This is a genomic window from Geodermatophilus ruber, from assembly GCF_900114385.1.
In the GTDB taxonomy this organism is placed as follows: domain Bacteria; phylum Actinomycetota; class Actinomycetes; order Mycobacteriales; family Geodermatophilaceae; genus Geodermatophilus; species Geodermatophilus ruber.
In genome coordinates this window covers 140,869-160,674 of sequence record NZ_FOSW01000005.1, presented here as the reverse complement: position 1 = coordinate 160,674, position 19,806 = coordinate 140,869, and the positions used below count along the sequence as shown (strand labels likewise).

Below are 19,806 nucleotides of genomic sequence, written 5' to 3'. Positions count from 1 at the left end.
CACCGACACAACGGGAGGGGTCGGGGTGCTACTGGTAGCTGATCAGATCCGGTCGGGGGACGACCTGCGCCACCGTCTGCTCGGGGGTGAGCATCGGGGCGTCCTCGTCGTAGAAGTTCTTCCAGCCCCAGTGCACGGCGTCCGGATCGGTCTGCCGCAGCGCCTGCCAGGTGGCCTGCTTGTCCCCCTGGGCGCCCTGCCCGTCCGCGTGCACCATGATCGCCAGCTCGTCGCGGGAGGTGTCCAGCCGCTCCCGCTCGGGGATCATCCGCACCTGGAACTGGTGCAGCACCAGCAGCTTCTGCGGCAGCGCGCGGCTGCGGGTGAGGTCGGCCAGCCACGCGACCACCCGGTTGACCTCGTCGATGCCCACCGAGCCGATCTGGGTCAGGTGCACCTGCTCCGGCGCGAGCCGCCACTCCGGGTCCAGCGCGAGCCCGACGTGCGGCAGCGCGAGCAGGGACTCGTACCGCTGCGCCTGGGTGAGGAAGTCGGTGCGGCCGGGCTGCAGGTCCAGGACGACGTACATGCCCGCCTCCCCCGCCGCCTCGACCCACGGCCGCAGCGCCTCCGGATCGGCCTCCGCCGAGTAGTTGCCGTCGTCCCCGGGGCCGGCCGAGGCGATCGTGGCGATGATCTCGAAGGTCGGGACGACGGTGGCCCCGGGCACCAGCGGCTCGTACGGGGCGGCGTGCGCCCGGGCCCGCTCGATCGCGGCCGGCAGCCCCTGCTCCCCCAGCACCCCGAGCGCGCCGGTGCCCGGATGCCCGTACAGGGCGACGAGGAAGGACGCCGGGAACAGCAGCTGCCCGCCCGCCGGCAGCTCGACACCGGTGGCCGCCGTCTCCAGCTTCCAGTCCAGCCCGTCCTCGGCGGCGAACCCGGGGCCCAGCGCCACCACCGCGTCGACGTGCTGCCCGGCCAGCAGCCGCACGGTCTCCGCCGAGCTGCGCGGATCGGTCGCACCGCCGGTGAGGTGCACCCGGGCACCGGCGGCCCGTGCGGTGGCGAGGCCGGCCACCGCGGTCGGATCGCCGGTGGCCAGCACGAGGGTGCCGGTCAGCGGATCGGCGCGGTCGACGACGGGCAGCGCGCCGACGTCCCCCGCCGGGTCCCCGTCGGTGCCCGGCGGCTGCAACGCGACCGGCCACTCCGGGCCGAGGGCGGCCACCGCGGCGGAGGCGCCGTCGAGGTCCACCCGGCGCACGTCGGAGAGCTCCAGCCCGGTCGCCGCGGCGACCGCCTCCGGGACGGCCGGTACCGCCAGCACCTCCTCCGCGGCGCTTCCCTCGGCCGCGCCGACGGCGAGCACCGTCGTCGTCCCCAGCCGGTCCAGCTCGGCGCCGAGCGGCTCGGCGGTGCCCCCGCCGGCCGGCTCGAGCAGCAGAGGGACACCGAGCCCGACCGCGGCCGAGGCACCCAGCAGCGTGCCCGCGGCGTCCCCGTCCCGCGCCACCACCACGACCTCGGCGCTGTCGAACAGCGCCCGGCTGGTGGCGGCGGCAGACGCGACCGGGTCCTCGTCGGCGACCAGGGTGAGCGCGGCATCGGGCACCGAGGTGCCGACGACGGCCGGCTCGCCGGCCTCGGCCGTCTTCTCGGCCACCGGTGTGCAGGCCCCGAGCAGCACGACGACGGTCAGGGCGATCGGGACCGCCGTAGGACGCACGGGCTTCCTCCCCCGCCGGGCACCCGGGCCACGCGGGGTCGCGACGCCGCCGGCGCTCGGCTCGGCCGACCCTATCGGGGGGTCCGGGCCAGCCCGACGACCGATCGACCGGCTGGTGGGATGGGGCACGCCTCGCCGCGTGAGCCTCGAGAAGCAGCCGCGTCGCCCACGTCGCGACGCCCTCCCCGCCATCCTCCGGAATGCGGTCGCGGACCCCCGGAGGGGGCGGGTAGACAGCTCCGGTGACCGATCTCGCCGGCTCCCTCCGCCCCGCCACGCCCGAGGACTGGCCCACGTTCAGCCGCGCGCTGTTCGACGTCTTCGCCGAGGAGCCGCCGCGCTCGTTCGTCGACGCGGTGCCCGCGCACGCCGAGCTGGACCGGTCGCTGGGGCTGTGGGAGGACGACCGGGTGGTCGCGACGGCGGGCATCTACAGCCGGCAGCTGACCGTGCCCGGCGCCGTCGTCGCCTGCGCCGGGATCACCTGGGTGACCGTCTCCCCCACCCACCGCCGGCAGGGCGTGCTGACCGCGATCATGCGACGCCAGCTGACCGAGCTGCACGAGCAGCAGCGCGAGCCGGTGGCTGCGCTGTGGGCGTCGGAGTCGTCGATCTACGGCCGCTTCGGGTACGCGCCGGCCACCTGGCGGGGCAACCTCTCCGGGAGCGTGGCGCGGCTGCGGCTGCGGCCGGGGGTGGACGCGGGTGCCGGCCGGGTCGACCTGGTCGGGGTCGAGCGGTACCGCGCCGCCGCCGTGGGGCTGCACGACCGGGTGCGCCGGTTCGTCCCAGGCAACCTCGACCGCGACGACCGCTGGTGGGACCGCGCCCTGCGCGACGAGCCCGACCAGCGGCACGGCGCCACCACCCGGCGGTACCTGCTGCACACCGAGCCCGACGGCACGGTCACCGGGTACGCCGCCTACCGGGTGAAGGCCGGCTGGACCGACGCCGGCGAGCCCGACGGCACGGTGACGGTGGAGGAGATCCGGAGCACGAGCACCCCGGCGTACGCGGCGCTGTGGCGGTTCCTGCTCTCCCTGGACCTGGTCCGCACGGTGAAGGCGCCGCTCCTCCCGTCCGACGACCCGCTGCGGTACCTGCTGGCCGATCCCCGCGCGCTGCACAGCCGGCCGGTCGACGCCCTCTGGGTGCGGCTGGTCGACGTCGACCGCGCCCTGGCCGCCCGCCGCTACCCGGCGCCGATCGACCTGGTGCTCGAGGTGCGCGACCCGTTCTGCCCGTGGAACGCCGGCCGCTGGCGGCTGACCGGGCACCCGGCCGGCGGGCACTGCGCCCGCACGGACCGCGACCCCGACCTCGTGGTCGACGTCGAGGCGCTGGGGGCCGCCTACCTCGGCGGCGAGTCCCTGGCCACGCTGCAGGCGGCCGGCCGGGTCGAGGAGGTGAGCCCCGGGGCGGTCACGCTCGCCGCGACCGCCTTCCGCTGGCCGCTCGGCCCGTGGTGCCCCGACGAGTTCTGAAAGGACCCCGTCCTCCTCACCGCTCGCACGCTCGCGGCGAGCCTCTGGACGGGGCCGACCGGGATCGGAACGACTCCCTCGAGTCTCTAGACCGGCTCGTCGCGGGTGGGCAGCCCGCCGGCGGGGCGGTGCCGGTTCTGCTCGTACTCGGCGATCAGCCGGATCCGGCGAACGTGCCGCTCGTCCCCGCTGAACGGCGAGGCGAGGAAGTGCAGCACCAGCTCGGTGGCCTCCTCCAGGCTGTGCTGCCGGGCGCCGATCGCGACCACGTTGGCGTCGTTGTGCCCGCGGGCCAGCTCGGCGGTGGACCGGTTCCACACCAGCGCGGCCCGCACGCCGGGCACCTTGTTCGCGGCGATCTGCTCGCCGTTGCCCGAGCCGCCGATGACCACGCCGAAGCTGCCCGGCTCGGTGACCGTGCGCTCGCCCACCGCGAAGCAGAACGGTGGGTAGTCGTCCTGGGCGTCGTACTCGTACGCCCCGCAGTCGACCGGCTCGTAGCCGTTGTCGGCGAGCACTTTCTTCAGGTGCTCCTTGAACTCCAGGCCAGCGTGGTCGGTGCCGACGAAGACGCGCATGGTCGCGAGTCTGTCAGGCTGCGGACGTGGCGGTGCTGGGGGTCGACGGCTGGCGCGGTGCCTGGGTCGGCGCCGTCCTGGAGGGCCGGTCGGTGACCCTGTCGGTCCTGGCCGACGCCGCCGCCGTCCGCGCCGTCCCGGGGATCGAGGTGGTCGGGATCGACATGCCGATCGGCCTGTCCGACGACGGCGTCCGCGCCTGCGACGTGGCCGCCCGGGGCGCCCTGCGCGGGCGCGGTGCGGCCGGCTCGGTGTTCCCCGCGCCCGTGCGGGCGGTGCTGGCCGCCCGCGACTACGCGCACGCCCGGGAGCTCAGCCGCGCGGCGACGGCCGGGGCGCGGGCGCCGTCGGCGCAGACCTGGCAGCTGGTGGCCGCGGTCCGCGACCTGGACGACGCCCTCGGGGACCCGCCGGACCCGCGGGTCGTGGAGGTCCACCCCGAGCTGGCCTTCCGCGCCCTGGACGACGGCGTCCGCGACCCCAAGGGCACCGCGCGCGGCACCGTCCAGCGGCTGCGGGCGCTGCGCGCCGTCATGGACGTCGAGGACGCGCTGGCCGCCGCCCCGTCGGGGGTGCCCGTCGTCGACGCCCTCGACGCCTGCGCCGCCGCCTGGTCGGCCCGGCGGGTCGCGGACGGCGCCGCCGAGTGCGTCGGGGACGGCGCGACCGACGTCCGCGGCCGGCCGATGCGGATCTGCTGGTGAACTTCGCGGAGATCGCCGACGGGGTGTTCGTCCGCCGGCACGAGTCCCTCGACCTCAACTGCGGGCTGGTCGTCGGCGACGGCGCCTGCCTGGTCGTCGACACCCGCTCCGACCTGGGCGAGGCCGCCGACCTGGCCGCCGCCGTCCGACGGGTCACGCCGCACCCGTGGACGGTGGTCAACACCCACGCGCACTACGACCACTGCTTCGGCAACGCGGCCTTCCGGCCCGGGGTGATCTGGGCGGCCCGGGGCTGCGCGGAGGAGCTGCGCGCCACCGGGGAGGCCCAGCGCGCCGCGCGGGTGGCCGAGCTGCTCGCCGGCGGGCACGCGGCCGCCGCGGAGCGGGTGCGGCGGGCTCCGCTGGACCCGCCCGACGCCCTGGTCGACGACCGCGCGGTGCTCGACATCGGCGGGCGGGAGGTGACGCTGCGGTTCCTCGGCCGGGGGCACACCGGGCACGACCTGGTGGTGCAGGTCGAGGCCGGCGTCGTCTTCGCCGGCGACCTCGTCGAGGAGGGCGCTCCCCCGGCGTTCGAGGACGCCTTCCCCGCCGAGTGGCCGGACACCCTGGGCCGGCTGCAGGCGCTGGCCCGCGGCCCGGTCGTGCCCGGGCACGGTGCGGTCGTCGATGCGGCGTTCGTCGGCGCGCAGCGGGCGGAACTGCGTGCGGTGCTGGCCGCCGTCCGGTCCGGCCGGCCGGAGCAGGGCCCCTACGACGCGGCGACCATGCGCGTGGCCGCGTCCCGGGTCCCGCCCTGAGCTCGCGCAGGGTCGGGCGGCCCCGTCCAGGGCGCCGCCACGAGCCTGCGACCGGTGGGGAGGACGGGGTCCTTCTCGAGGTCCTTCCTTCAGGTGAGCCGGCGGACGACGGGCAGCGGGAGCACGCGCAGCAGCGCCGCGACCGGCCGCCAGGGCCACTCGGGGACGTAGGCCCGCACCGGCTCCCGCTCGATGGCGGCGGTGAGGGCGGCGACGCCGGTGTCGAGGTCGACGGTGAACGGGCCGCGGCGGCCCACGTTGATATCGGTGGCGATGTAGCCGGGCAGGACCGTGGTGACCCGGATGCCGGTGCCCAGGAGGTCGGACCGGATGCCCTCGGCCAGCGCGTTGAGGGCGGCCTTTCCGGCGCCGTACGCCGTCCGCGTGCCGCGCATGCCGCGGAGGGAGGCGACGGAGGAGATGACCACCAGGTGGCCGTGGCCCTGGGCCCGGAAGAGCTCCGTGGCCGCCTCGCACTGGGCGTGCGCGCCGAGGACGTTGGTGACCAGCGTCGCCCGGTTCGCCCACGCCTTGCCGGTGCCGATCGAGGCGCCCTTGCCGATGCCGGCGTTGACGATGAACCGGTCGATCCCGCCGAGCTCGCCGGCGAGCTTCGGGACGACGTCCTCGACCGCTGCGGCGTCGTCGACGTCGAGGGCGGAGACGACGACGCGGATGCCGGGATGGGCGGCGAGCAGCTCGTCGCGGAGGGCCTCGAGCCGGTCGGCGCGGCGGGCGGCGAGCGCCAGGTCGCGGCCCTTGGCGGCGAACCGGCGGGCCATGCCCTCGCCGAGGCCGGAGCTCGCGCCGGTGATCAGGATGCGCTGGCGGACGGGGTGCGGCACCCGGTCAGCATGCCGCACCCCGCCCTGGAGCGGCCGGAACGGCCCTGGTGCAGGGGCCCGCCACGAGCCTGCGAGCGGCGGGGGCACCAGGGCCCTCTTTCAGCGGCGGCCGGTGAGCCGCAGGGTGTCGGCGGGGACCGAGTCCATGTCGGGCCCGGCGGTGCGGGTCCGCTTGAGCTCCCAGAAGTCGGGCAGGTTGGCCAGCAGGACGGCACCGTCGAAGGCCCGGCCGGCGTCCTCACCGGTCGGGACCCTGCTGATGACCGGGCCGAAGAACGCGACGCCGTCGATGTGCATGACCGGCGTGCCGACGTCCTCGCCGACCGGGTCCATGCCCTCGTGGTGGCTCTTCTCCAGCGCGACGTCGTACTCGGTGGAGGTGGCCGCCTCGGCCAGGGAGGCCGGCAGCCCGACCCGCTCGAGCGCCGGGGCGATCAGCTCGTCGAGCTCGACGCCCTCGTGGTGCCGCAGCGTGCCCATGGCGGTGTAGAGGTCGCCGAGGACCTCCTCGCCGTGCTGCTGGGCGGCGGCGATCGCGACCCGCACCGGGCCGATCGCCTGCTTCATCATCTCCTGGTACTCCTCGGGCAGGTCCCGCCCGCGGTTGAGCACGGCGAGGGACATGACGTGCCAGTGCAGGTCGATGTCGCGCACCTTCGCCGCCTCGAGGATCCAGCGGCTGGTCAGCCAGGCCCACGGGCACAGCGGGTCGAACCAGAAGTCCACGCGCGCCTTCACGGGGGCGCTCTGCACAGCCTCGGTCATGTCTGACTCCTCGCGTCGGTGTGCCGGCGTCGCACGCCGGGGTTCCTGCTGGTCCCAAGCCAACCGGTGAGGTGGTTGTTCCCTCAACCGGAAGCATCCGCCGCGGACCGGAATGGGCGCGGCGCGCCGTGGGAAGCTCCCTGGTGTGGCCGTACCCAACCTCACCCGCGATGACGCCGCCGCCCGCGCCCGACTGCTGGCGGTGCACAGCTACGACGTCCAGTTCGACCTGACCGACGGCGCCGGGCACCCCGGCGAGCGGACCTTCGGGTCGACCACGACGGTGCAGTTCAGCTGCCGGGAGCCCGGCGCCGACACCTTCATCGACCTGGTGGCCGAGACGGTGCACTCGGCGACCCTCAACGGGGTCGAGCTGGACGTGGCCGGCTACACCGAGGAGGGCGGCCTGCCGCTGCCCGGGCTGGCCGCGGAGAACACCCTCGTCGTCGTCGCCGACTGCCGCTACTCCAACTCCGGCGAGGGGCTGCACCGCTTCGTCGACCCCGAGGACGGGCAGGTCTACCTCTACACGCACTTCGAGCCGGCCGAGGCCAAGCGGGTGTTCACCTGCTTCGACCAGCCCGACCTCAAGGCCACCTACACCGTGCACGTGACCGCGCCCTTCGACTGGCAGGTCGTCTCCAACAGCGGCGGCCGCACCATCGAGGCCGGCCCCGGTGGCTCCCAGCTGGTGCACTTCGAGCCCACCAAGCGGCTGTCGACCTACCTGCTGGCGCTGATCGCGGGCCCGTACGCGAAGGTCACCGACTCCCACGACGGCATCCCGCTGGGCCTGTACTGCCGGGCCTCCCTGGCGCAGTACCTCGACCCCGACGAGCTGTTCCGGGTCACCAAGCAGGGCTTCGACTTCTACCACCGGGTCTTCGACTACCCGTACCCGTTCGACAAGTACGACCAGCTGTTCGTCCCCGAGTTCAACGCCGGGGCGATGGAGAACGCCGGTGCGGTGACCTTCCTGGAGGACTACGTCTTCCGCTCCCGGGTCAGCCGCGCCCGGTACGAGCGGCGGGCCGAGACGGTGCTGCACGAGCTGGCCCACATGTGGTTCGGCGACCTGGTCACCATGCGCTGGTGGGACGACCTGTGGCTCAACGAGTCCTTCGCCACCTACATCTCGACGCTCTGCCAGGCCGAGGCGACCGAGTACACGACCGCCTGGACGACGTTCGCCAACACCGAGAAGGCGTGGGCGTACGCGCAGGACCAGCTGCCCTCCACGCACCCGGTCGCCGCCGACATCCCCGACGTGGCCGCGGTCGAGGTCAACTTCGACGGGATCACCTACGCGAAGGGCGCCTCGGTACTCAAGCAGCTGGTCGCCTACGTCGGGCGCGAGCCCTTCCTTGCCGGCGTGCGGCGGTACTTCCGCAAGTACGAGTACGGCAACACCACGCTGGGCGACCTGCTGGCGCTGCTGTCGGAGAGCTCGGGCCGCGACCTGTCGTGGTGGTCGGAGCAATGGCTGGAGACCAGCGGGGTGAACACGCTGCGCCCGGTGTACGAGCTCGACGACGACGGCCGGTACCGCCGCTTCGCCATCGAGCAGACCGCGCCCGCCGAGCACCCGGTTCTGCGCCGGCACCGGCTGGCCGTCGGCCTCTACACCGACGGCCCCACCGGGCTGACCCGCACGCACCGGGTCGAGCTGGACGTCGACGGTGCGCTCACCGAGGTCGCCGAGCTGGCCGGCTACCCGGCGGCCGACCTGGTCCTGGTCAACGACGATGACCTGACCTACGCCAAGCTGCGGCTCGACGACCGGTCGCTGGTCACCCTGCGCACCCGCATCGGCGACCTCCCCGACTCCCTGCCCCGCGCGCTGTGCTGGTCGGCGGCCTGGGACATGACCCGCGACGCCGAGCTGCCGGCCCGCGAGTGGGTGCAGCTGGTGCTGTCCGGGGTGGACGCGGAGAGCGAGACCAGCGTCGTCCAGGCGCTGCTGGCCCGGGTGCAGACGGCGCTCGCGAACTACGCCGCGCCGGACTGGGCGCGCACCGGCTGGTCGATGCTGGCCGACCGGGCGCTGGCCGGCCTGGAGAGCGCCGAACCGGGCAGCGACCGGCAGCTGCAGTGGTCGCGGACCTTCGCCGCCGCGGCCCGCACCGACGAGCACGCCGCCGTGCTGCGCGGCCTGCTCGACGGGTCCCGGGAGGTTCCAGGGCTGGTCGTCGACGCCGACGCCCGCTGGGCGTTCCTGCACGGGCTGGTGGCGATCGGCGCGGCCGGGGACGCCGAGATCGACGCCGAACTGGAGCGGGACGCCACCGCCACCGGGCTGCGTCGGGCGGCCACCGCCCGGGCGCTGCGGCCGACGCCGGAGTCGAAGGCCGAGACGTGGCAGCGGATCTTCACCGACGACACCATCCCGAACGCGGTGCACGAGGCGATGCTGCAGGGCTTCTGGCACCCTGCCCAGCTCGAGCTGACCGCCGGGTACGTGGACCGGTACTTCGCCGACATCGGGCCGCTGTGGGACCGCCGGCCCGGCGAGATCGCCAAGAACACGGCGCAGTACCTGTTCCCGCCGGTCGTCGAGCAGCGCACGATCCAGGCCGCGGACGCCTGGCTGGCCGACCCCGGCCACCCGGCCCCGCTGCGGCGCCTGATCAGCGAGGGCCGGGACGGGATCGCCCGCGCGCTGCGCGCCCGGGAACGGGACACCGCGGCGGGCAGCTGACCGCTGCGACCGCGACGGGCCCGGCCGGAACAGGTGTTCCGGCCGGGCCCGTCGCGGTTCCGGCAGTGGCGCCGCGGCTCAGTGCGTGCGCAGGCCCCGCGGGTGGCCGGCCTGGTCGGAGAGCTGGCGCAGGCCGTTGACCAGACCGCCGATCAAGTCGCCGGAGGCGAAGGCGTTGGTCATCGACAGCACGGCCAGCGCGCAGGCGCGGTCGGGCAGCCGCCGGGACGCCGCGGCGCCGACGACGACCTCCACGACCCGCTGGCCGGGCGAGACGGCGATCAGGACGGACTCGGCGAGCGGGCCGCCCGAGCTCTCGAACAGCTCCTCCGCGCGCACCCGGGTGCGCGGGCCGAGGTCACCGATGTAGAGGGTGAAGCGCAGCCCGGTCTCCCGGGAGGACATCGTCAGCGCCTCGTCGAGGCGGAGCAGCTCCTGGTAGCTGAAGATCGCGTCCGGCTCGGCCTCGTCGGTGCGGGCCGGGGCGGTCTCCCTGGTCGCCGTGTCGTGGGACCTGGCTTCCACCGCGCGGGTCATCTCCGGCCTCCGGGGGTGTTCTCGTGCGTGTCGACGGTCATGACCTCACCACGTCCCGCGCGCGCCGCCGAGCGGGCGGCCGGAGGCCGACGCGCCGGCGGGCAGCGCCGCGTGGCCGTGCCCGCCGCCGTGGCCGGCGGAGTCGGGGTGCGGCTCGTACCAGACCGGCTCGTGCTCCCACGGCTGGCCGGCCTTGTAGCGCGGCCTGCGCTGCCGTCCCCCGGGGAGGTAGATCAGCGCGGCCAGGAGCGCGAAGATCGCCAGCGGGGCCACGACGAAGACGAGCAGGGTCTCGACGACGGTCACGGCGACAAACCTACCGCCCGCGACCCGCCGGGCCGTGATCAGTCCCACCCCGGCGGGTGACGGTGCGCCCAGGGCCGCGCCGCCTCCAGCTGCGCGGACAGCGCGATCAGCGTCGCCTCGTCGGCGGGCCGGCCGACGAGCATCGTACCGACGGGCAGCCCGCCGGCGGTCCAGTGCAGCGGCACGCTCACCGCCGGCTGCCCGGTGACGTTGAAGACCGCGGTGAACGCCGCGTAGCGCTTCTGCCGTTCGAAGTCCGCCGCGCCGTCGCCGTCGGCGTCGAACCAGCCCAGCGGGCGCGGCGTCATCGTGGTGACCGGCGCCAGCAGCACGTCGTAGGCCTGCGTGGCCTGGATGAACCGGCGGGAGAACAGCCGCAGCGCGGTGAGCGCCTCCATCGCCGCCTGCGCCGACAGCGCCAGGCCCCGGGCACGCAGCTCCCGGGTGAGCGGCCGCAGCTCCCCCACCCGCTCCGGCGGCACCGGCAGCAGCGTCCCCGACAGCGACCACACCCGCTCGAAGGCGGCCAGCACGTCGGGGCCCAGCAGCCCCGGGGGAACGTCCTCGACCTCGTGGCCGAGGCCCTCCAGCAGCCGGGCGGCGTCGTCGAGGGCAGCCGCGATCTCCGGTTCCAGCGTTGCCCCGGGCATCGGCGACTCGAGGTGGCGTCCGATCCGCAGCCGGCCGACCGGCCGCTCGGCGGCGCCGAGGAAGGTCTCCCCCGGCGGGAGCGGCGGCGCCCAGCTCGCGTCGCCGGGCACGGAGCCGGCCATCGCGTCCAGCATCGCCGCGGCGTCCCGGACGGTGCGGGCGATCGGCCCGCTGATTCCCAGCCCGGTGACGTCGGCGCCCAGCGGGGCGCTGCTCACCCGGCCGCGGCTGGGTTTGATCCCGACCAGCCCGTTGATGCTGGCGGGGATGCGGATCGACCCCCCGCCGTCGCTGCCCTGCGCGAAGGGCAGCATCCCCGCGGCGACGGCCACGGCCGCGCCCCCGCTGGAGCCGCCGGCCAGCCGGCTGCGGTCCCACGGGCTGCGGGCCGGGCCGACCAGGGGGTTGTCGGTGTAGCAGGGGAAGCCGAACTCGGGCGTGTTGGTCTTGCCCACGCTGATCGTCCCGGCTGCGGCCAGCTTCTCGACCACGGCGTCGTCGACGGTGGGGACGTTGTCGGCGAAGACGGTGCTGCCGAACGTCGTCCGGACGCCGGCGGTGTTGTTGAGGTCCTTGATCGCGGTGGGCACGCCGAGCAGCGGGGGCAGCTCGCCGCCGCGGGCCACCCGGTGCTCGGCCCGCCGCGCCGCCGCCAGCGCCCGGTCGGGAGTGACGGTGAGGAAGGCCCCGAGCCCGCGGTCGAGGGCCTCGATCCGGTGCAGGGCGTGCTCGACCAGTTCGGTGGGGCTGACCTCCCGCGCCCGCACGGCGGCGGCCTGCTCCAACGCGGTCAGGTCGTGCAGCTGCGTTCCCGAGGTCACGAGGGGGGACGCTAGCCCGGGAGGCGCACGGTAGACACCTCGCCGTGGACCTCTGCCGCACGCACGCCGAGACCCTCGACGCCGAGGACCCGCTGGCCGCCTTCCGCGCGCGCTTCGCCGGCGCCGGGGAGGACGGGCTGCTCTACCTCGACGGGAACTCGCTGGGCCGGATGCCCCGGGAGACGCCGGCCGCGCTGGCACGGGTCGTGGAGGACGAGTGGGCCCGGGGGCTGGTCGGCTCGTGGGCGTCGTGGATCGGCGCGGCGACCCGGCTCGGGGACCGGCTGGCCGCGGGCGTGCTCGGCGCCGGGCCCGGGGAGGTGCTGGTCGGCGACTCCACGTCGGTGAACCTCTACAAGCTGCTGGTCGCCGGGGTCGACGCCCGGCCCGGCCGCGACGTCCTGGTCTGCTGCGCCGATGACTTCCCCACCGACCGCTACATCGTGGCCGGGGTCGCCGCGGCCCGCGGGATGACCGTGCGCGAGGTCCCCGCCGACATCGACGAGGGCCTGGACGCCGACGTGCTGGCGGCGGCGCTGGACGAGCGGGTCGCCGTCGTCGTCCTCTCCGCCGTCGCCTACCGCTCCGGGGCGCTGGCCGACATCGCCGCGCTCACCCGGGCGGCGCGGGACGTCGGGGCGCTGGTGCTGTGGGACCTCTCCCACGCCGCCGGGGCGGTGCCGGTGGACCTCGCCGCGGCCGGCGCCGACCTCGCCGTCGGCTGCACGTACAAGTACCTGGGTGGCGGCCCCGGCGCCCCGGCGTTCCTGTACGTGCGCCGGGAGCTGCAGGAGCGGCTGCGCCAGCCGATCTGGGGCTGGTTCGGCCAGCGGGACCAGTTCGCCATGGGGCCGGAGTACGACCCGGTGCCGGGGGTGGAGCGGTTCGGGGTCGGGACCCCGCCGGTGCTGGCGATGGCCGCGGTCGAGGTGGGCGCCGGGCTGGTCGCCGAGGCGGGGATCGGCCGGCTGGCGGCCAAGGGCCGGGCGCTCGGCCAGCTGACCGTCGCCCTCGCCGACGCCTGGCTGGCCCCGCACGGGGTCGCGCTGGCCTCCCCGCGCGACCCGGCGCGACGTGGCTCGCACGTCACCCTGGCCCACCCGCAGGCGTGGCAGCTCACCCAGGCGCTGGTCGACCGCGGCGTGGTCCCCGACTTCCGGACGCCGGACCGGGTGCGGCTCGGGCCCGCGCCGCTCTACACCCGGTTCGTCGACGTGTGGGACGCGATGGACCGCTTCCGCGCGGTGCTGGCCGAGGGCGCCCACGAGCGCTACCCGACCGAGCGCGCCCGGGTCACCTGACGAACGGCCCTCGTGCAGGGCCCCACCGCGAGCCCGCCCGCAGGGCGAAGTAGGACTGCCAGAACCCGCGCAGCCCGGCGGCCTCGGCCGCCGCCCGGCTCTCCTCGGCGAAGCAGGTGAGCGCGTGGAGGGGTTCACCCAGCGCCCACAGCCGCCGCGCCGAGGCCGGCGACGTCACGCGCTCACGGTCTCGGGCATGCCCAGCCACTCCCGCCAGCGCGGGTCGACCGTCCGCGCACCCAGGAGCCGCCAGGCCGCGCCGCTGGGCGTCCGGGGCGGGTGCGGCAGCTTCCAGCCCAGCTCGGCCAGCGACCGGTCGGCCTTGGTGTGGTTGCACCGCCGGCAGGCCGCGACCACGTTGTCCCAGGTGTGCGTGCCCCCGCGGCTGCGCGGGACCACGTGGTCGATGCTGGTCGCCGAGCTCCCGCAGTAGACGCACGCCGAGCCGTCACGGGTGAACACAGCCCGCCGCGACAGCGGCACCTGCGCCGGGTAGGGCACCCGCACGTAGCGGGTCAGCCGCACCACGACCGGCACCGGCAGGCTGACGCTCTCGGAATGGACCACCTCCGCAGCGGTGTCGACCGACTCGGCCTTCTCGGCCAGCACGAGCACGATCGCGCGGCGGCTGGAGACCACGCACAGCGGCTCGTAGGTGGCGTTGAGCAGCAGGGTGGCGGCCGTCGTGACGCGCGCAGGGGCGGGCGTCACCGGATGGGAGTGGGGGTCGCGCCGCGGACCTGGCTGGCCGGCGGGCGCCCTGGATGCGGATCGCGGCACAGAGCACCTCCGAGCGCCCGGGGCCGCGCGCCGGGTGCAGTGCGACCCGTGGGCCTCCCCATTCTGACCTGCGAGGGCGTTTCGGCGCTGCCCGGAACCACCGGGCCGGCCCCGCGGGCCCGGCATGCCGCGCCTCTACCGTGGACGCGTGCGCTATCCCGAGGCCCCGCGGCTCGACCTCGTCGAGCACCTGCACGGGCATCCCGTCGCCGATCCCTACCGCTGGCTCGAGGACCCCGTCGACCCGCGGACGGTCGCGTGGACCGCGGCCCAGGACGCCCTGACCGCCGGGCAGATGGCCCAGCTCCCCCTGCGCCGGCGGTTCGCCGCCCGCCTGGAGGAGCTGGTGCACGCCGGCGCGGTCGGCGTGCCGGTCTGGCGGGCCGGCCGCGCGTTCTCCACCCGCCGGGACCCCGGCCAGGAGCACGCGGTGCTGCGGGTCCGCGAGCCCGACGGCAGGGAGCGGGTGCTCCTCGACCCGATGGCGCTGGACCCGTCCGGCACCACCACCCTCGACGCGTGGTCCCCGTCGTGGGAGGGCGACCGGCTGGCCTACCAGCTGTCCACCGGCGGTGACGAGGAGTCCCGGCTGTTCGTGCTGGACGTCGCCACCGGCAAGCAGCTCGACGGGCCGATCGACCGCTGCCGCTACTCCCCCGTCGCCTGGCTGCCCGGCGGCGAGGAGCTGTTCTACGTCCGCCGGCTGGCCCCCGAACTGGTCCCGGACGGTGAGGAGCAGTTCCACCGGCGGGTCTGGCGCCACCGCGTCGGCACCGACCCCGCCGGCGACGTGCTCGTGCACGGCGAGGACAGCGACCCGGCCACCTACTTCGGCGTGCGCACCAGCGCCGACGGGCGCTGGCTGGTGGTCTCCGCGTCGGTCGGCACCGCCCCGCGCGACGACGTCTGGCTGGCCGACCTCGCCGGGGACGGCATCCTGCGGGAGCTGCAGGTCGGCGTGGACGCCCAGACCGCGGCCTGGGTGGCCCGCGACGGCCGGCTGTGGCTGCTGACCGACCGCGGCACCCCGCGCGGGCGGCTCGCGGTGGCCGATCCGGCCGATCCCGCCAGCTGGGCGCCGGACCGCTGGCGCGACGTCGTCCCCCAGCAGGCCGACGGCGTGCTCACCGACGTCGCCCTGGTCGACGGCGCCGACGGCGGTCTGCGGGTGCTCGCCGTCCACTCGGTGGACGCCACCGACCGGCTGTCGCTGTGGGCCGCCGACGGTGCTTCCTTCCCGCCCACCCCGCTCGGGGACGTCCCCGGCCTCGGCCTCGGCAGCGTCTCCGGCGTCAGCTCGCCCCCGGAGGGCGGGACGTCCGCGTGGGTGGGCTACACCGACTTCGCGACGCCGCCGTCGGTGCTGCGCTGGGACGCCGCCCAGCCCGCCGCCCTGACCGGCTGGGAGGAGGCACCGGTGGCCGGGGAGGTGCCGGAGGTGCACGTCGTGGAGACCCACGCGACCTCGGCCGACGGGACGCCGGTGCACCTGTTCGTGCTCTCCCCCACCGGGACCCCGGACCGGCCGCGGCCGGCGGTGCTCTACGGCTACGGGGGCTTCAACGTCGCCCTCACCCCGGCCTACTCGGCGCAGGCCCTGGCCTGGGTGGCCGCGGGCGGGGTGTGGGCGGTGGCCAACCTGCGCGGCGGCTCCGAGCACGGCGAGGAGTGGCACCGCGCGGGCATGCGCGAGCGCAAGCAGAACGTGTTCGACGACTTCGCCGCGGCCGGCGAGCACCTGGTCGCCCGGGGCTGGACGACGCCCGACCGGCTGGCGGTGATGGGTGGCTCCAACGGCGGCCTGCTGGTCGGCGCCACCCTCACCCAGCGGCCCGACCTCGCCGCCGCCGTGGTCTGCAGCGCGCCGCTGCTGGACATGGTCCGGTACGAGCGCTTCGGCCTCGGCCGGACCTGGAACGACGAGTACGGCACCGCCGAGGACCCGACCGAGCTCGGCTGGCTGCTGGGCTACTCGCCCTACCACCGGGTGGTCGAGGGCACGGCCTACCCGGCGGTGCTGTTCACGACCTTCGAGTCCGACACCCGGGTCGACCCGCTGCACGCCCGCAAGCTCGCCGCGGCGCTGCAGCACGCCACCGGCTCGGCGGCGCCGGTGCTGCTGCGCCGGGAGACCGAGGTCGGCCACGGCGCCCGGGCGGTCAGCCGCACCGTCGGCCTGGCGGCCGACCAGCTGGCCTTCCTCGCCGCGCACACCGGCCTGGACGGCTGAACGCGACGGGCCCCGTCCCCTCCGCAGCGGAGGGGACGGGGCCCGTGCTCGGCCCCCTGCAGGGTCCCGCCGCGAGCTCGCGAGTGGCGGGGGGCAGGGGGTCCTTCGTCAGTCCAGCTGGACGAAGATGTTGTCGAGCTCGACGTCGCCCTCGATGATTCCGTCCTGCTCGCCCAGCTCCAGCAGCCGCTCCACCGACTCGCGGTTGATCTCGGTCTGGAAGGTCGGCAGGGTCAGCTGCTGGGCGATCTCGGGGGAGATCTGGGTGTAGCTGCCCAGCACCTCGCGCACCTGGTCGGGGTTGGCCTGGGCGTACTCCTGGGCCTTCACCATCGCCTCGGCGAACTTCCGCACGACGTCCGGGTTCTCCGCCGCGTACTGGTCGGAGGTGAAGTACCCGGCCACCGTCAGGTCGTCGTCGGTCTCGGTGTACGGGGAGGCCACCGCGCGCAGCCCCAGGCTCTCGCCGACGGTGGCCGAGGGCTCGACGGCGAAGGCCGCGTCGACCTGGCCCTCGCTCACCGCCGCCGCCATGTCGGGGAACGGGATCTCGACGAACTCGATGCCCGACGGGTCGCCGCCGGCCTGGCGCACGCTCTCGCGGACGACGGTGTCGCTGATGTTGTTGATCGAGTTGATGGCGACCCGCGTGCCGGCGAGGTCGGCCGCCCCCTGGATCGGGCTGTCGGCCGGGACGATCACGGCGGCGAAGTCGTCCTCCCGGTTGCCGGTCGCGCCCGGCCCGGCGGCGACCAGGCCCAGCGGGACGCCGCGGGACTCGGCCTGCAGCAGGCTGGTGATGTTGGAGAAGCCGAACTGGGCCTCCCCGTTCACCACCGCCGGGACGATCGCGGCGCCGCCCTGGGCGAGGAACGGCTCGACGTCCAGGCCGGCGTCCTCGAAGATGCCCTGCTCGATACCGAGGTAGAGCGGCGCGACGTCCACGATCGGGATCGCGCCGACGCGGATGGGGGTGAGGCCGCCCGAGGCCTCCTCCCCACCGCCGGATTCCGCGTCGCCACCGCAGGCGGCCAGCGCCAGGGTGCTCACGGCGGCAAGGGTCATCAACGTTCGACGCACAGGGTCCTCCACGGTTCCGGGATCGCCGCGGCGGCGCGCTCACGCGCCTCGGGCCGACGGCTGCTCGGCAGCGGACGCTAGATACCCCTCGGGGTCGCGTCAACCGAGCGACCGGAGGCTGTTACCGGTTTGTGGCCCGGAGGTTCCGGAACGAGCGCGCCCGCTGCGATGGCCCGCTCCCGGCCGCCGGACCTGAGAGACTCGACGGTGATGACTGCTTCACCCACCGTGTTCGCGGCGGCCGAGGAAGGCTTCGCCGACAGCGTGCCCGACTGCGCCGACGACTGGCTGTGCCAGAGGGTCTACGACTGGTTCGGGATGGACTGGCTGGCCGAGAACGCCCAGGCCCTGATCGCCAAGCCCACGAAGATCCTGCTCATCGTGGTGGTCGCGGCGCTGATCCGCTTCGTGGCCCACCGGGCGATCCGCCGGCTCACCGACCGCACCGCCAGCGGCGCCATGCCGACGATCCTGCGGCCCCGGCGCACCCGCGCCTCCAGCGACGCGGCCCAGCAGATCGCCGCGCGTCGCACCCAGCGGGCCGAGGCCATCGGCTCGGTGCTGCGCAGCTTCGCCTCGATCGTCGTCCTCGGGATGGCCGTCGTGCTGGTGCTCGGCGAGCTGGGGATCAACCTGGCCCCGATCCTGGCCAGCGCGGGTGTGGTGGGCGTGGCGCTCGGCTTCGGTGCGCAGAACCTGGTCCGGGACTTCATCGCCGGGATCGGGATCATCCTGGAGGACCAGTACGGCGTCGGCGACGTCGTCGACCTCGGCGAGGCCAGCGGCACCGTCGAGGCCGTGGGCCTGCGGATCACCCGGCTGCGCGACGTCAACGGGGTGGTCTGGTACGTCCGCAACGGCGAGGTGCTGCGGGTGGGCAACATGAGCCAGGGCTACGCCCAGGTGGTCATCGACATGCCCGTCGCGCACGACACCGACCTCGAGCGTTGCCGCACGGTGATGCAGGAGGTCGCCGACGCGATGTACGCCGAGGAGGAGTGGGCGGCAGTGCTGCTCGCCCCGCCGGAGTCCCTGGGGGTCGAGCAGATCACCTCCGAGGGCGTGTTCATGCGGCTGCAGGTGCGCACCACCAACGCCGATCAGTGGCGGGTCGGGCGCGAGCTGCGGATGCGGCTCAAGGAGCGCTTCGCCACCGAGGGCATGCGCACCCCGCTCCCGCTGCTGGGCGCGGTGACGGGCAACGGGGCGGGGGTCCCCTGACGGGAGCCGCGCCGGCCCGGTCGAACCGAGGCGGCGCTGCAGGAGCCCGCCCGGCGACCTTCCGCGAGGTCTTCGCCGCGCGGGAGTTCCGGCCGCTCCTCGGCAGCTACGTGCTCTCGACCATCGGCGACGAGCTGGCCCGCGTCGCCCTGACCGTCCTGGTGTACCAGCGCACCTCCTCCCCGCTGCTGTCGGCGATCACCTTCGGCATCAGCTACCTGCCCTGGCTGCTGGGCGGGCCGCTGCTGTCGACGCTGGCCGACCGGTTCCCGCGGCACCGCGTGCTGATCACCACCGACGTCGCCCGGGCGCTGCTGGTGGCGGGCATGGCCGTCCCGGGCACGCCGCTGCCGGTGCTGCTCGGCCTGCTGCTGCTGGTCGCGCTGTGCGCGCCGCCGTTCGAGGCGGCCCGGTCCGCGCTCATGGCCGACGTGCTCGACGGCGACCGGTACGCCGTGGGGACGTCGCTGACCAACGTCGGCGCCCAGGTGGCGCAGGTGACCGGCTTCGCGCTCGCGGGGTTGCTGGTGGCGCTGTTCTCCCCCTCGGCGGTCCTGCTGCTGGACGCCGCGACCTTCGCGGTCTCGGCGGTGTGGCTGTCGGCCCGGCTGCAGCGCCGGCCGGCGCCGGGCGCCGAGGACCCCGGCGCCGCGCGCTCGGTGTGGCGGGACGCCGGCGCTGCGCTGCGGCTCATCGGCCGCACCCCGCGGCTGCGCGCGATCATCTCGGTCACCTGGGTGGGCACCCTGTTCGTCAACGCCTCCGAGGGCATCGCCGCGCCCCTGGTGGACACCCTCGGCGGCCACGCCACGCAGATCGGCGTGCTGCTGGCCGCCAACCCGCTCGGCGTCACCCTCGGCGGCCTGGTGCTCGCCCGGCTGGTCGGGCCGCAGCAGCGGGAACGACTGGTGCCGGTCCTCGTGGTGCTCTCGCTGCTGCCGATCCTGCTGGCCGGGCTGCTCGCCCTCTGGGCGGTCCCGGGGCAGGCCACCTTCGCCCTCGTGGTCCTGCTGCTGTTCATCTCCGGGCTGGGGGCGGCCTGGACGATCCCGCTCAACGTCGCCTTCGTGCAGGCGGTGCCGGCGGCCTACCGCGGGCGCGCCTTCGGCGTGGCGGTCAGCGGCATCTACGGCGTCCAGGGCCTCGGCGTGCTCGCCGCCGGCCTGGCCGCCGAGGGGCTGCCGGCCGGGGGTGTGGTGGCCCTCATCGGCGGGGTGGGACTAGTGGCGGTCGTCGGGCCGTTGCTCTCCTTCGTACGGACCCAGGGAACCGTCCCCGCCAGCCGCCCCGGCGCGGGACGATCGAGCACGTGAGCGCGCAGGCGCACGCACAGGACGGGGCCGCGGGCGCGGCCGCGAGGGGCAGCAAGGAGGAC

At 75.4% G+C, this 19,806-nt stretch carries 18 protein-coding genes; 8 read left to right on the top strand and 10 right to left on the bottom strand.

The genetic code is table 11. The features are described from left to right. Positions 1-28: 28 nt before the first annotated feature. The gene (locus tag BMZ50_RS10335; protein ID WP_091323913.1) at positions 29-1,669 is read right to left on the bottom strand and encodes a hypothetical protein; all 1,641 of its coding nucleotides are present in this window, start codon (positions 1,667-1,669) and stop codon (positions 29-31) included. Positions 1,670-1,911: 242 nt separating this feature from the next. Between BMZ50_RS10335 and BMZ50_RS10330 the strand changes: the two genes are divergently transcribed. Beyond that, entirely contained in the window at positions 1,912-3,153 is a 1,242-nt protein-coding gene (locus BMZ50_RS10330; protein ID WP_091323911.1) for a GNAT family N-acetyltransferase, read from the top strand. A gap of 86 nt (positions 3,154-3,239) precedes the next feature. On the opposite strand, the gene BMZ50_RS10325 is transcribed toward BMZ50_RS10330, so the two are convergent. Continuing rightward, complete coding sequence (locus tag BMZ50_RS10325) at positions 3,240-3,731, bottom strand: ribose-5-phosphate isomerase (protein WP_091323909.1); 492 nt, start codon at positions 3,729-3,731, stop codon at positions 3,240-3,242. Between the two features lie 26 nt (positions 3,732-3,757). Between BMZ50_RS10325 and BMZ50_RS10320 the strand changes: the two genes are divergently transcribed. Further along, the gene (locus BMZ50_RS10320) at positions 3,758-4,435 is read left to right on the top strand and encodes a DUF429 domain-containing protein (protein WP_091323908.1); all 678 of its coding nucleotides are present in this window, start codon (positions 3,758-3,760) and stop codon (positions 4,433-4,435) included. Next, a complete protein-coding gene (locus BMZ50_RS10315) occupies positions 4,432-5,196 on the top strand; it encodes an MBL fold metallo-hydrolase (protein ID WP_245753537.1) in 765 nt (254 codons plus the stop codon). Before BMZ50_RS10320 ends, BMZ50_RS10315 begins: the two co-directional genes overlap by 4 nt. 89 nt (positions 5,197-5,285) lie before the next feature. Here the strand turns inward: BMZ50_RS10315 and BMZ50_RS10310 are convergent, their stop codons facing one another. Further along, the gene (locus tag BMZ50_RS10310) at positions 5,286-6,041 is read right to left on the bottom strand and encodes an SDR family oxidoreductase (protein ID WP_091323907.1); all 756 of its coding nucleotides are present in this window, start codon (positions 6,039-6,041) and stop codon (positions 5,286-5,288) included. 99 nt (positions 6,042-6,140) lie between these two features. Next, on the bottom strand, positions 6,141-6,806 hold the full coding sequence (locus BMZ50_RS10305; RefSeq protein WP_091323905.1) for a mycothiol-dependent nitroreductase Rv2466c family protein: 666 nt from the start codon (positions 6,804-6,806) through the stop codon (positions 6,141-6,143). 145 nt (positions 6,807-6,951) lie between these two features. Between BMZ50_RS10305 and pepN the strand changes: the two genes are divergently transcribed. Then, a complete protein-coding gene (pepN, locus tag BMZ50_RS10300) occupies positions 6,952-9,504 on the top strand; it encodes an aminopeptidase N (protein WP_091323903.1) in 2,553 nt (850 codons plus the stop codon). 78 nt (positions 9,505-9,582) lie between these two features. Here the strand turns inward: pepN and BMZ50_RS10295 are convergent, their stop codons facing one another. The 3 genes from BMZ50_RS10295 to BMZ50_RS10285 are packed head-to-tail and all read right to left on the bottom strand — an operon-like array spanning position 9,583 to position 11,819. After that, positions 9,583-10,041 carry a DUF5130 family protein gene (locus tag BMZ50_RS10295; protein ID WP_091323901.1) on the bottom strand — a complete coding sequence of 153 codons (459 nt, stop codon included), beginning with the start codon at positions 10,039-10,041 and terminating at the stop codon, positions 9,583-9,585. 45 nt (positions 10,042-10,086) lie between these two features. Continuing rightward, complete coding sequence (ctaJ, locus tag BMZ50_RS10290; RefSeq protein ID WP_091323899.1) at positions 10,087-10,347, bottom strand: aa3-type cytochrome oxidase subunit CtaJ; 261 nt, start codon at positions 10,345-10,347, stop codon at positions 10,087-10,089. A 38-nt stretch (positions 10,348-10,385) separates the two neighbouring features. Then, entirely contained in the window at positions 10,386-11,819 is a 1,434-nt protein-coding gene (locus tag BMZ50_RS10285; protein WP_091323897.1) for an amidase, read from the bottom strand. Positions 11,820-11,863: 44 nt separating this feature from the next. On the opposite strand from BMZ50_RS10285, the gene kynU reads away from it, so the two are divergent. After that, on the top strand, positions 11,864-13,120 hold the full coding sequence (kynU, locus tag BMZ50_RS10280; protein ID WP_091323895.1) for a kynureninase: 1,257 nt from the start codon (positions 11,864-11,866) through the stop codon (positions 13,118-13,120). Here the strand turns inward: kynU and BMZ50_RS10275 are convergent. Further along, positions 13,113-13,298, bottom strand: a complete 186-nt coding sequence (locus tag BMZ50_RS10275) for a helix-turn-helix domain-containing protein (RefSeq protein ID WP_091323893.1) — start codon at positions 13,296-13,298, stop codon at positions 13,113-13,115. The two genes, kynU and BMZ50_RS10275, sit on opposite strands and share 8 nt — an antisense overlap. Next, on the bottom strand, positions 13,295-13,831 hold the full coding sequence (locus BMZ50_RS10270; RefSeq protein ID WP_091323891.1) for an HNH endonuclease: 537 nt from the start codon (positions 13,829-13,831) through the stop codon (positions 13,295-13,297). The genes BMZ50_RS10275 and BMZ50_RS10270 overlap by 4 nt, the downstream gene beginning before the upstream one ends. A gap of 217 nt (positions 13,832-14,048) precedes the next feature. On the opposite strand from BMZ50_RS10270, the gene BMZ50_RS10265 reads away from it, so the two are divergent. After that, the gene (locus tag BMZ50_RS10265) at positions 14,049-16,130 is read left to right on the top strand and encodes a prolyl oligopeptidase family serine peptidase (protein WP_091323889.1); all 2,082 of its coding nucleotides are present in this window, start codon (positions 14,049-14,051) and stop codon (positions 16,128-16,130) included. A gap of 108 nt (positions 16,131-16,238) precedes the next feature. Here BMZ50_RS10265 and BMZ50_RS10260 read toward each other — a convergent pair whose 3' ends face one another. Then, positions 16,239-17,180 carry an ABC transporter substrate-binding protein gene (locus tag BMZ50_RS10260; RefSeq protein ID WP_218146194.1) on the bottom strand — a complete coding sequence of 314 codons (942 nt, stop codon included), beginning with the start codon at positions 17,178-17,180 and terminating at the stop codon, positions 16,239-16,241. A gap of 240 nt (positions 17,181-17,420) precedes the next feature. On the opposite strand from BMZ50_RS10260, the gene BMZ50_RS10255 reads away from it, so the two are divergent. Both BMZ50_RS10255 and BMZ50_RS10250 read left to right on the top strand, forming a co-directional pair. After that, positions 17,421-18,431, top strand: a complete 1,011-nt coding sequence (locus tag BMZ50_RS10255) for a mechanosensitive ion channel family protein (RefSeq protein ID WP_091324194.1) — start codon at positions 17,421-17,423, stop codon at positions 18,429-18,431. A gap of 110 nt (positions 18,432-18,541) precedes the next feature. Next, complete coding sequence (locus BMZ50_RS10250; RefSeq protein ID WP_245753535.1) at positions 18,542-19,744, top strand: MFS transporter; 1,203 nt, start codon at positions 18,542-18,544, stop codon at positions 19,742-19,744. Positions 19,745-19,806 lie beyond the last annotated feature (62 nt).